We start from the raw sequence: 11986 nt of genomic DNA on the forward strand, positions 1-11986 counted from the left end.
CGGGGCCTGATCACTCTTCCGCTTGCAGGATGGAAAGGAAACGATCACCGAAGCGGTCTACGCGCCGCTCGTCGAGGATCCGGGAAAGAGACGCCACATCCGTGGGGCGGGTTTCAGCGATCCGGACGATCACCGCGTTCGAGCAGGACAGCGGCTTGTCGATCCCATCCGGACCCCGCGCCAGATCGGCCTGCGCCTGCATCAGCCGATCATAAAGCGAGGCCGCATCGCGCCCGGCCAGCTTGCGCCGCATGGGGTGCAGGGGCGCGACATCGCCCGCGATCACCGACAGGAAGGTATCGCCATAAGCGTCCAGCTTCTTGGCCCCGACGCCGGAAATTCCAGCCATGTCGTCCAGCGTCTGCGGGCGGCTTTCCGCCATCTCTATCAGGGTCTTGTCGTTGAAGATGACATAGGCCGGCACCCGCTGTTCCTCGGCCAGGGCGCGGCGCTTGGCCTTCAGGGCGGAAAGCAGCGGTTCGTCTTCTTCGGACACCAGCGTCTTCGTGGCCGGGCGCCGATCCTTGGCAGCGACAAGGCTGTCGCGGCGCAGGCGGATCGTTTCCTCGCCGCGCAGGATCGGGCGGGCGGCTTCGGTCATGAACAGCGCGCCATGGCGTTCGCCGTTCGGGCGCACAAGGTCATGGCCCATCATCTGCCGGAAGATCGCCTGCCATTCGCCTTTCTTGAACTCGGTCCCGACACCGAAGGTGGGCAGCTTGTCATGGCCGCGCTCACGCACCTTGTCGGTTTCCGTGCCGGTCAGGATGTCCACCAGGTGCCCGGCCCCGAACCATTCGCCCGTGCGCAGCATGGCCGACAGGGCCTTGCGCACCGGCTCGGTCGCATCAAAGGTCTCGGGCGGGCGGTCGCACAAGTCGCAATTGCCGCAGGGCACGGCGGTTTCCCCGAAATATCCCAGCAGTTTCACGCGGCGGCATTCCAGTGCCTCGGCCAGCCCCAGTAGCGCGTTCAGCCGACCGTGATCGGCGGCGCGGCGTTCGGGCGGCGCGAGACCTTCGTCGATCTGACTGCGGCGCAGGCGGATGTCGTCGGGGCCGAACAGGGTCAGGGTTTCGGCTGGGGCTCCATCGCGCCCGGCGCGACCGATTTCCTGATAATAGGCTTCGATCGACTTGGGCAGGTCGGAATGGGCGACCCAGCGGATATCGGGCTTGTCGACCCCCATTCCGAAGGCCACCGTCGCCACCACGATCAACCCGTCTTCCTGCTGAAACTGAAGCTCGGCCTCGCGGCGGTCATCGGGCTGCATCCCGCCGTGGTAGTGGATCGCCGACATGCCCGCGTCGCGCAGCCCTGCCGCGATGCTTTCGGTGCGGGCCCGCGTGCCGCAATAGACGATGCCCGACTGGCCCTTGCGGGCGGTGGCAAAGCTGACGATCTGCTTGCGCGGGGAATTCTTGGCCGCGAAGGCCAGGTGGATATTGGGCCGGTCAAAGCCGCCAAGGAAGGTCTGCGGCGGGGTGTCCGCAAACAGCCGCCGGACGATTTCGGCCCGGGTTTCCTCATCCGCGGTGGCGGTAAAGGCCGCGACCGGCACGTCGAGCATTTCGCGCAGCTCGCCGATGCGCAGGTAATCGGGACGGAAATCATGGCCCCACTGACTGACGCAATGGGCTTCGTCGACGGCGATCAGCGACACGTTGATCCGCCGCAGCATCTGCATCGCCCCGCCCGACGCCAGCCGCTCAGGCGCGAGGTAAAGCAGCTTCAGACTGCCGGCTTCGAGCGCGGACCAGACCGCTTCGGTCTCTTCTTCGGTATTGCCCGAGGTCAGCGCGCCGGCCTCGACCCCGGCTTCGCGCAACGCGCGCACCTGGTCCCGCATCAGCGCGATAAGCGGAGAGATCACCACCGTGACCCCGTGACGCATCAGGGCAGGCAGTTGGAAACACAGGGACTTACCGCCGCCCGTCGGCATGATGGCCAGCGTGTTGCGGCCCTCCGCCACGGCTTCGACGATCTCCTGCTGGCCGGGGCGAAAAGCGTCAAAGCCGAAAATGTCGCGCAGAAGCCTGTCTGCCTCAGCCATGCCGATCCGATCCCGTTCCAAAATCCTGTCGCGGCTTGTCCCATACAAGGCCGGTGCGGACAAGGTCGGGAGGGGGGCCGCAAGGCGGGATGCGGGGCCGCTGACCCCGGCCCGCGCCGTGTTACATCACGTAGCCGATGTTGTTGGCCACCACGATGCGGATCGCCATGATCGCCAGCAGCGCGACCAGAGGTGCCAGATCCAGCCCGCCCATCGGCGGCAGGATGCGGCGGATCGGACCGTAGATCGGTTCAAGAACGCGGTTCAGCCCGTACCAGATCTGGGCGACGAATTGCTGGCGCACGTTCAGGACCTGGAAGGAAATCAGCCAGGACATGATCACATGGGCGATGATGAAGAACCAAACGACGTTCAGGACCAGTCCTAGGATCATGAGCAGGGATTGCATGGGCGATTTCTCCGTTAAAGGCCGACAACAGGTAAGCAACCGCATGGAAAAGCACAAGGCGGACGTGATGTTCTGGTTGACGACCCCAAGCGCCCCCCGCAGCTAGGGCGGGAAGGAGCTTTCCAATGTATCCCTACCTGCGTCTCGGCACCGAATTCCTGCGCTACCGCAAGGCCCCGCCGCTTGCCATCACCGACACCCATGCAACCACCCTGCGCATCCTGCCCGGCGACATTGATCCCTGGCGCGAGCTGAACAACGGCCGCACCCTGACCCTGTACGACCTTGGCCGGCTGCCCTTTGCGAAACGCACCGGCGTTCTGGACCTGTTGAAACGGCAAGGCTGGGGACTGACCGTGGCCGGGTCCGCGATGCGTTATCGCAAGCGGCTGACCCTGTTCACCCGGATCGAGCTGCGCACCCGGCTGATCGGCCTGGACGCACGGTTCCTTTACATCGAACAAAGCATGTGGCTGCCCGACGGCACCTGCGCCAACGCAGGTGTCATCCGGGGCGCGGTGATCGCCAATCGCAAGATGGTCCCGATGGCGGAACTGCGCGAGGCCGTCGGCCCCGTCGACATCCCCGCCCTGCCCGTCTGGGCCGAGGCGCTGTTCGCCGCCGAAAGCGACCGCCCCTGGCCACCAGAAACGGGCGCCCCCATCGCGTCCTGATCCCTGCACAGATCCGGCACCGGCCTGCCCCGGCACCGGAAAACCACGGTCAGCGGTAATTGCACGCCACACAGCCCGACCGGGGCAACAAGCCCTTGCCCCTAAGGCAACATGGCGGTCATATCGCGGCAAATGATCGGCAGGCAGGCGAGATGAACATGCGCAAACGGATCTGGGGATGGTTCTTCTTTGACTGGGCCAGCCAGCCTTACAATACCCTGCTGATCACCTTCATCTTCGCGCCCTACGTCAAGGAGCTGATCGGCGACGGGGCGCGGGCACAAACCGCCTGGGGCTTTGGCATCGGGGCGGCAGGACTGGTGATCGCGGTGCTTGCCCCACTTCTGGGCGCGGTCTCGGATGTCTCCGGACGGCGGATCCGCTGGATCTGGGGCTTTTCGGTGCTCTATATCGCCGGAGCCTGGATGCTCTGGTACGCGGCCCCGGGCGATTTCAACCTGCCATGGACGCTGTTCTTCTTTGCCATCGGCATGATCGGCATGGAATTCGCCACGATCTTTACCAATTCCATGTTGCCCGACTTGGGCACGAAAGAGGAAATCGGGCGGATTTCCGGCAATGGCTGGGCGTTTGGCTATCTGGGCGGGCTGGTGGCCCTGGTCATCATGCTGACCCTGCTGGCCGAAAATGGCGCGACCGGGAAGACGCTGATCGGGATCGATCCGATCCTCGGTCTGGATCCGGCAACCCGCGAAGGTACGCGGGCCGTGGGGCCGCTGACCGCGATCTGGTACGCGGTCTTCATGATCCCCTTCGTCCTCTTCGTGCGCGAGGCCAAACCGAAACGCGCGTCAAAGGGCGCCGCCAAGGCTGCGCTGCGCCACCTCGGCGGGACCATCCGCAACCTACCGAAAACGCCGTCGCTGTTTGCCTATCTCGGGGCCTCGATGCTCTACCGGGACGCGCTGAACGGGCTATATTTCTTTGGCGGGATATATGCCGCCGGGGTGCTGGGCTGGTCAGTGACCAATGTCGGGATCTTCGGCATCATCGCCATCATCTCGGGCGCGATCTTTGCCGTGATCGGCGGGCGGGCGGATGAATATTTCGGGCCCAAACCGGTGATCCGGGCCTGCATCCTGCTGCTGGCACTGGTCGCGCTGGTGACGGTCACCATTTCGCGCGACAGCGTGCTGGGCGTGCCGCTGGCCGAAGGATCCTGGGTGCCCGATGTCACCTTCTACGTCATCGGGGCGGTGATCGGGGCGGCGGGTGGCGTGATCCAATCCGCCAGCCGCACGATGATGGTGCGCCAGGCCGCACCGGGTCACATGGCCGAAGCCTTTGGCCTTTATGCGCTGGCCGGCAAGGCCACTTCCTTTATCGCGCCGATGCTGATCGGGATCACCACCGCGATCAGCCATTCTCAGCAGATCGGGATCATTCCGCTGGTTTTCCTTTTCCTGATCGGCTGGGTGCTGCTACGCTGGGTGCAACCTGACGGAGACACCCACCCCTGATGCGCCTCCCATTCATTCTTCCACTGATCCTTGCCATGACAGCCATGCTGGCGGGCTGCGGCGACGAAGACCCCATAGCAACCACCCGCGCGGCGATCCCGCCCGGGATGGAAAACCAGGAGGCCCGGCAGCTTTTCGGGGCGAAGTCCTTTGCCTCGGCGCAGACGGACCATTCCTTTGGCTCCTATGCCCGTGGCTGCGTCGCCGGGGCCGCGCAACTGCCCGAAACCGGCCCGACCTGGCAGGCCATGCGCCTGTCACGCAACCGCAACTGGGGAACGCCCGAGCTGGTCGATTACGTCGAGGACCTGTCGCGCGAGGTCGCCGGTATCCCGGGATGGAAGGGCATCTACGTCGGCGACATGTCGCAGCCGCGCGGCGGGCCGATGCTGACAGGCCATGCCTCGCATCAGATCGGGCTGGACGCAGATATCTGGCTGCGCCCTGCCACCGACCTGACATTGAGCCGGGCGCAGCGCGAAAACATCTCTTCCATCTCGCTGCGGCGCAACGGCGGGGCCTATGTCAACGACAACTGGACCCCCGAGCATATGGCGGTTCTGAAGGCCGCCGCCAGCGATCCGCGCGTCGCCCGGATTTTCCTGTTCCCCGGTGCCAAGGTGCAGATGTGCAACGACGCGACCGGAGACCGGTCCTGGCTGCGCAAGATCCGGCCATGGTACGGACATCATTATCATTTCCACGTTCGCCTGGCCTGCCCATCGGGCATGTCCGGCTGTGTCGATCAGGATCCGCCGCCCCCCGGTGACGGCTGTGACGAGGCGCGCAGCTGGGTCAGCAATATCATCAGCCCGCCGCCGCCCGATCCCAACGCCCCGGCCCCCCAGCCAAAGCGTCAACTGACCCTGGCCGATCTGCCTGCTCAATGCGTCGCCGTCCTGCAATCGCGCTGACCGCCGCCGCGGTCGTCGCGCTGTCCGGGGTGCTGACGCCCGGTCTGCTGCGCAGTACGGCACTTCCGACCACGCCGGGCGCCTCGCCATCCGAATTTCGCCTGACCTCGCCCGACAACGAGATTGGCGGGCTTTCGGGGATAGAGGTCCTGAACAATGGGAAACGGTTTCTGGCTGTCAGCGATCACGGGTTTCTCGTCTCCGGCGAGATGGCGCGCGATGCCCATGGCCGGCTGACCGACCTGCGCATCACGGCGAATGAGCCGGTGCTGAAAGGCAATGGCAAACCCATCCTCCTTGGCCGCCTTGACGGTGAAGGTCTTGCTGTCTCGGACACCGGCCGGGTCATCATTTCAGCGGAACATCGCAACCAGATCCTCTGGCTCCGGCCGGATCGCAGCCCGTATCACCGGGAATCTCCGCCTGATGCCGCGGAACTGGCTCCCAACCGATCCTACGAAGCTTTGGCCGTCCGACCGAATGGCGATGTCTATACCATCGGGGAAGGCAAGCTGGCAGACGGCAGCCTGCCGGTTCTCTGGCGCTTCAATGGCACGGAATGGAGCGCGGTGCGCCGCCTGCCCCGCGATGGCGGTTTTCTTCCCGTCGGGGCGGATTTCGGACCGGACGGTGCTTTTTACCTGTTGGAGAGGGGCGTCGGCATCGGCCTGCGCAACAGGGTCCGACGCTTTGATCCGGAGGTCGCCGACAGCCCACTGACCCTGATCTGGCAGGACAGCAGCCATCCCGCGACGAATTTCGAAGGGATCTCTGTTTGGGAAGACACCGCTGGACAAGTCCGGATCACGCTGATCTCGGACAATAATTTCTGGCCATTGTTCAAGACGGTGCTGTACGAATTTCCCTTGCCATCATAGGGGCGCGGCGACAATCCCCTTGCTCCACAGGGGCAGACTCGCTAAATGCCGCCAATTCCCCGAGTGGGGACAAGTCTCCGCTACCTTGTCTAAAAAACGGATGTACCGATGAAACATATCCATATCCCTGGCATTCTTGCCATGGCCGCCATCGTCGTGGCCTCCAACGTTCTGGTCCAGTTCCTGATCCTTGATGGCCTGCTGACCTGGGGCGCCTTTACCTATCCTTTCGCCTTCCTCGTCACCGACGTGATGAACCGTCTTTACGGCGCGCAGGCCGCGCGGCGGGTGATCCTTGCCGGTTTCGTGACCGGCATCATCTGTTCGCTGATCGGCACGCAGATCATGATCGACGGCGGTGGTTTCACCTACGCGGCGGTGGCACTGCGGGTGGCTGTCGCCTCTGCGATCGCGTTCCTGGTCGCCCAAATGGTCGATGTGGCGATCTTTGACCGGCTGCGGTCCGGAAACTGGTGGCGGGCGCCGCTGGTGTCCTCCGTCGTCGGCTCGCTTCTGGACACCACGATCTTCTTCACCATAGCCTTTGCCCAGTTCGTTGTTTTTTTTGGAGAAAGCGCAAATTCTCAGATTTCCTGGGCCTGGGAGGCCGTGCCATTCCTGAACATGGGACCGGAAATTCCGCTGTGGATTTCGCTCGCCGTGGCGGACTGGATGGTCAAGATGACTCTGGCCCTGGTGGCTTTGCTGCCTTTTCGGGCGATTATTGCGCGTCGGCTTGCACGGGCAATTTAAGTTCTTTGTTTCTTAGGGGTTCCGTGCGAGCCTGACCCTATCGGAAACAGTCAGAAAGGAGGTGCTCTAGTGTCTATTGAGGTATTGGAGAAAGGTTTCGGGACAATTCGAAGGGAGCTTGGCTGAGGCAGCCCTCGGCCGGCAAACTGACGAGTTGGTTTGCACCTAACCGAACCACCTCCTGATCTCGAGAAGGGCCGTCCTGCTTGCAGGGCGGCCCTTTCCACGTCTGCGGCGGCCTGACGGCATCTGACCTACGAAACAACGGGTTAAGATCGCCGCGCCGTCTGATATGGTCGCGCCGGAACAACAACTGAGGTCGCCGCCCGGCGGCTCTGGGAAGGAGCGGCGCAATGCTGCGGATCAATGACAAGATCACGATCGAGGACTGGGAGCTGGTAGAGCAGTTCGTCCGCGCCTCCGGACCCGGCGGCCAGAACGTGAACAAGGTGTCATCAGCGGTGGAATTGCGCTTCGAGGCGGAGCGTTCCCCCAACCTGCCCGACCCCGTCAAACGCCGGTTGCGCCGCATCGCCGGACGCCGCTGGACCAAGGACGGCGCGGTCGTGATTCAGGTTCAGGAAGAACGCAGCCAGGCTCGCAACCGTGATATTGCGCGGGAGCGGCTGGCCGAACTGATCGCCAAGGCGCTGGTGGTGCCGAAACGGCGCGTGCCGACGAAGGTGTCTGCCAACCAGAAGCGCAAGCGGGTGGAGGCGAAAAAGGCGCGGGCGGATGTAAAGGACAAGCGCGGGTGGGAGCGGTAGACCCTGCGTGTCTGGCACAGAAGACCTCCGCTCCAAGTGAACGAGCCGCCCGCGCGGCAGTCATCTCAACCTCGGCCCCGCCGGCCTTTGCTAGACCTCGACCGCCATCCGATCCTGTTCCCCCACCTCGAACACCCGCTTGTATCGCGCGATCTCGCTTGCCGGCCCCATCGCTTTCTCGGGGTTGTCGGAAAGCTTGACCGTGGGCCTGCCATTCGCGCTTTGCGCCTTGCAGACCAGCGAGAAGGGCGCAAGGGCGTCGCCGGGCACCAGCCCCCGGAAATCATTGGTCAGCAGGGTGCCCCACCCGAAGCTGACCTTGATGCGACCGGCGAACTGTTGGTGCAGCTCTTCTATCTTGGCGACGTCGAGCCCGTCCGAGAAGATCACCAGCTTGTCGCGCGGGTCCTCTCCGCGCGATTTCCACCAGTTGATCGCGGTTTCAGCGCCGGTGGCCGGGTCACCGGAATCGATCCGGATGCCGGTCCAGCCGGCCAGCCAGTCGGGCGCATTCCTGAGGAAGCCGGCCGTGCCGTAGGTGTCGGGCAGGATGATACGCAGGTTGCCGGAATGCTCTTCGTGCCAATCGGCAAGAACGTCGTAGGGCGCGCGGGCCAGGGCGGCGTCGTCTTCGGCCAGCGCGGAATAGACCATTGGCAGTTCGTGCGCATTGGTGCCCACAGCCTCGAGGTCGTCTCGCATGGCGATGAGGCAGTTCGAGGTGCCGACGAACTTGTCGCCCAGCCCCTCGATCATCGCCTGCACGCACCAGTCCTGCCAAAGAAAGGAATGCCGCCGCCGGGTCCCGAAGTCGGAAATCCGCAGGTCTTCCAGCCCCCGGAGGCGTTCGATCTTTTCCCAAAGCTTGGTCATGGCGCGGGCATAGAGAATCTGAAGCTCGAACTTGCCCATCGTATCGAGGACCGCGCGGCCGCGCAGCTCCATCAGGATGGAGAGTGCGGGAATTTCCCAAAGCATGACCTCGGGCCAGGAGCCTTCGAAGGTCAGCTCGTACTGATCGCCGCGGCGTTCCAGGTGATAGGGCGGCAGGCGCAGGGCCTCGAACCATTCCATGAAATCAGGGCGGAACATCTGACGCTTGCCGTAGAACATGTTGCCGCGCATCCAGGTAGATTCGCCACGCGACAGCGAAAGCGAGCGGACGTGATCCAGCTGTTCGCGCAGCTCGCCTTCGTCGATCATCTTGGCCAACGGGACATGGGTCGAGCGGTTGATCAGCGAAAAGGTGACCTGCGTATCGGCCCGATTTCGGAAAACCGACTGACACATCAGGAGCTTGTAGAAATCCGTGTCGATAAGAGAGCGGACGATCGGATCGATCTTCCACTTGTGATTATGGACACGGGTGGCGATGTCGACCATGGGCAGCTCCCTTGCTTCGCAGCGATAAAGACGGTCGGCGGGCAGGAATGCAAGGGCACAGCTGGAAGTCCGGGTCGGAATGGCGGGCGCGGAGGGGCTCTGCCCCGTCTCCGTCCCGGAGACTCCCCGGGATATTTGGAACAGGGAAACGAGGCGGGCGCAGCCTTCCGGTTGAGGTCAGGCCCGCATTTCTGGTCCCAGAGTTCCGACCCTTTGATGGCTGGAGCCTGGTCTTCCGAAAGTTTTGGACCGGCTGAAATCGTTTCGGCCAAAGCACGTTGGCGCGCGTTTCCCGGTGTGGATCTTTGGCCGGGTCCAGCACCGCATTTCGCAAAAGAGCCACAGATCGGCTCAGGCAGCGAAACTGACGCCCGCCTGGGCCATGCCTTCCATCGCGGTTGCCAACGAACCTTCGATATTGATCCCGCGGCATAAATCAGGTCGCAGGATCGCTTCGAATCCGAGGTGGGCGGCGTCTACGGCGCTGAAATTGACACAGAAATCCGTCGCGAGCCCGACGAAAGTCAGGCGCATGAACCCTCGGGTGCGCAGATAGCCTTCCAGCCCCGTCGGCGTGGTCCGATCATTTTCGAAGAAGGCCGAATAGCTGTCGATCGCCGGGTTATAGCCCTTGCGAATGATCAAATCCGCACGATCCACGGCGAGGTCGGGATGGAAATGCGCTCCGTCAGAGCCCTGGATGCAATGATCCGGCCACAGGACCTGCGGGCCATAGGGCATTTCCGTAAGGCTCATCACCTCGGCACCGGGGTGAGCCGAAGCGAAGGAGGAATGCCCCGCCGGGTGCCAATCCTGGGTCAGGATCACGGCGTCATATTCGGGCATCAGTTCGTTCACGCCGGCCACGATCAGATCGCCTTCGGGTACGGCCAGGGCCCCGCCCGGACAGAAATCTTTCTGGATGTCGATGATGATCAGAGCGTCGGACATGAGCCTCTCCTTCAGCCTGTTTGGGGCAGAGTGACGCGCCCCGGCGCGGGCGTCAATCGGCGACCGGCCCGTCGGCAAGTTCGGTCCGGAAGGCGACGATTGTCAGGCTGGTGATGCCGTGACAATGCGCTAAACTTGCCCAAAATTGGGAGTTTAACGGAGAGTCTCATGGCGAAAATGACACTTGCCGCGCTCAGCGGGTCCTTGCGCGCAGGCTCGATGTCCACGCAGATGCGCGACACGCTGCCGGAACTGGCGCCTGACGGCATGCAGGTCGACTGCGTCGATATCCACGATGTACCGCTGTTCAACGAAGATCTGCGGGTGGAGGGAGTTTCTCCACCTGCCGTTGCGCGGATCTGCAACGCCCTCGCCCAAGCGGATGGGATCGTGATCTGTTCACCGGAACACAACCGATCTGTTCCGGGCGTGCTCAAGATGGTAACTGACTGGGCCAGCACGGAAAAAGGCGCGCCGCTGAAGGGCAAGCCGATGGTTGTCCTGACGCAGAGTTCCGGCGCGCGGGGCGGCAACCTGGCGCATTATGCCTGGCGGCAGATCCTGTCGGTGATCGGGGCGGATGTCGTGGTGGGGCCGGATGTCTCGATCGGGCTCATGCAGGACAAACTGCAGGATGGACGCGTGGTGGATGATCGCGCGCGCGATCAAATCGCCCGGCAACTGGATCTTCTGGCAGCCCGGATCGAGTTGCGACGACGTTAAGCCGGGCCTTGCCTGCAAGGGGTTTTGGGCTTAAGTCGCGCGCCATGTTCACGGTTGCCGCGCTTTATCATTTCACCCGTTTCGACTATCCGGCCGCCCTGCGCGCGCCGCTGGTCGCGCTTTGCGCAGCGGAGGGGATCTCTGGAACGCTTCTGCTGGCGCGCGAAGGGATCAACGGCACGATTGCCGGGCCGGCGGCCGGAATCGATGCGGTGCTTGTCCATATTCGTGCCCTGCCCGGCTGCTCCGATCTGGAATGGAAGATTTCCTCTGCCGGCGAGCGCCCTTTTGCCCGGATGAAGGTCCGCCTGAAGAAAGAGATTGTCACCATGGGGCAACCGGATGTCGATCCGCTGGCCCGCGTAGGTCATTATGTCGCTCCGGAGCATTGGAACGACCTGATCCGCGCAGAGGACGTGGCGGTGATCGATACGCGCAACGATTATGAAGTCGCCATCGGAAGTTTCGAAGGCGCCGTCGATCCGCAGACCGAGAGCTTTCGTGATTTCCCGGCTTGGTGGGAAGAGAACAAGGATCGTTTCCACAACAAGCGGATCGCCATGTTCTGCACGGGCGGTATCCGCTGTGAAAAGTCGACAAATTTCCTTTTGGGTCAAGGAGTTTCCGAAGTCTTCCACCTGAAGGGTGGCATCCTGAAATATCTTGAGGAGGTCCCGGCACAGGACAGCACCTGGCAGGGGGAATGCTTTGTCTTCGACCGGAGGGTCTCGGTCGGGCATGGGCTGGTCGAAGGTCCGCATGAGCTCTGCCATGCTTGCCGGCGGCCGATTCTGCCCGCAGACCACGCCAGGCCAGAGTTCGAGGACGGTGTGTCCTGCCATTTCTGCATCGAAGAGACCTCGGAGACCGACAAGACGCGGTTCCGCGAAAGGCAGAAGCAGATCGGCCTGGCGCGGGCACGTGGCGAACGACACCTGGGCGATTTCGAAGTCTGAGAGAACTTGACGCCGCCGCGTTTGTCAGCCGCGGCGCCGGGCCT

The 11986-nt window shown here is 63.3% G+C and carries 12 protein-coding genes; 8 read left to right on the top strand and 4 right to left on the bottom strand.

The genetic code is table 11. The features are described 5' to 3' along the window. Positions 1–10: 10 nt before the first annotated feature. Together recQ and PSAL_RS12580 are read right to left on the bottom strand one after the other, a co-directional pair. Positions 11–2053, bottom strand: coding sequence for a DNA helicase RecQ (gene recQ / locus PSAL_RS12575; RefSeq protein ID WP_119841194.1), 2043 nt, complete (start codon positions 2051–2053; stop codon positions 11–13). A 121-nt stretch (positions 2054–2174) separates the two neighbouring features. Next, complete coding sequence (locus tag PSAL_RS12580; RefSeq protein ID WP_119840977.1) at positions 2175–2462, bottom strand: YggT family protein; 288 nt, start codon at positions 2460–2462, stop codon at positions 2175–2177. 125 nt (positions 2463–2587) lie between these two features. On the opposite strand from PSAL_RS12580, the gene PSAL_RS12585 reads away from it, so the two are divergent. The 6 genes from PSAL_RS12585 to arfB all read left to right on the top strand — a co-directional run bounded on the left by PSAL_RS12585 (position 2588) and on the right by arfB (position 7929). Continuing rightward, positions 2588–3136 (top strand): acyl-CoA thioesterase, encoded by a 549-nt coding sequence (locus PSAL_RS12585; protein ID WP_119840978.1) that lies wholly within the window; start codon positions 2588–2590, stop codon positions 3134–3136. 152 nt (positions 3137–3288) lie between these two features. After that, positions 3289–4617 carry an MFS transporter gene (locus PSAL_RS12590; RefSeq protein ID WP_119840979.1) on the top strand — a complete coding sequence of 443 codons (1329 nt, stop codon included), beginning with the start codon at positions 3289–3291 and terminating at the stop codon, positions 4615–4617. Beyond that, the gene (gene mepA / locus PSAL_RS12595; protein WP_119840980.1) at positions 4617–5531 is read left to right on the top strand and encodes a penicillin-insensitive murein endopeptidase; all 915 of its coding nucleotides are present in this window, start codon (positions 4617–4619) and stop codon (positions 5529–5531) included. Before PSAL_RS12590 ends, mepA begins: the two co-directional genes overlap by 1 nt. Then, positions 5504–6409 (top strand): esterase-like activity of phytase family protein, encoded by a 906-nt coding sequence (locus PSAL_RS12600; protein WP_119840981.1) that lies wholly within the window; start codon positions 5504–5506, stop codon positions 6407–6409. Before mepA ends, PSAL_RS12600 begins: the two co-directional genes overlap by 28 nt. 108 nt (positions 6410–6517) lie before the next feature. After that, the gene (locus PSAL_RS12605; RefSeq protein ID WP_119840982.1) at positions 6518–7162 is read left to right on the top strand and encodes a queuosine precursor transporter; all 645 of its coding nucleotides are present in this window, start codon (positions 6518–6520) and stop codon (positions 7160–7162) included. A gap of 353 nt (positions 7163–7515) precedes the next feature. Continuing rightward, entirely contained in the window at positions 7516–7929 is a 414-nt protein-coding gene (arfB, locus tag PSAL_RS12610; protein WP_119840983.1) for an alternative ribosome rescue aminoacyl-tRNA hydrolase ArfB, read from the top strand. A 90-nt stretch (positions 7930–8019) separates the two neighbouring features. Here arfB and pncB read toward each other — a convergent pair whose 3' ends face one another. Together pncB and pncA are read right to left on the bottom strand one after the other, a co-directional pair. Further along, positions 8020–9312 carry a nicotinate phosphoribosyltransferase gene (gene pncB, locus PSAL_RS12615; protein WP_119840984.1) on the bottom strand — a complete coding sequence of 431 codons (1293 nt, stop codon included), beginning with the start codon at positions 9310–9312 and terminating at the stop codon, positions 8020–8022. Between the two features lie 351 nt (positions 9313–9663). Continuing rightward, positions 9664–10263 (bottom strand): bifunctional nicotinamidase/pyrazinamidase, encoded by a 600-nt coding sequence (gene pncA / locus PSAL_RS12620; RefSeq protein ID WP_119840985.1) that lies wholly within the window; start codon positions 10261–10263, stop codon positions 9664–9666. A gap of 168 nt (positions 10264–10431) precedes the next feature. Between pncA and PSAL_RS12625 the strand changes: the two genes are divergently transcribed. Together PSAL_RS12625 and trhO are read left to right on the top strand one after the other, a co-directional pair. Further along, positions 10432–10986 carry an NADPH-dependent FMN reductase gene (locus tag PSAL_RS12625; RefSeq protein WP_119840986.1) on the top strand — a complete coding sequence of 185 codons (555 nt, stop codon included), beginning with the start codon at positions 10432–10434 and terminating at the stop codon, positions 10984–10986. A gap of 44 nt (positions 10987–11030) precedes the next feature. Next, positions 11031–11942, top strand: coding sequence for an oxygen-dependent tRNA uridine(34) hydroxylase TrhO (gene trhO, locus PSAL_RS12630; RefSeq protein WP_119840987.1), 912 nt, complete (start codon positions 11031–11033; stop codon positions 11940–11942). The last annotated feature ends 44 nt before the right edge of the window (positions 11943–11986 follow it).

The organism is Pseudooceanicola algae, from assembly GCF_003590145.2.
Taxonomy (GTDB): domain Bacteria; phylum Pseudomonadota; class Alphaproteobacteria; order Rhodobacterales; family Rhodobacteraceae; genus Pseudooceanicola; species Pseudooceanicola algae.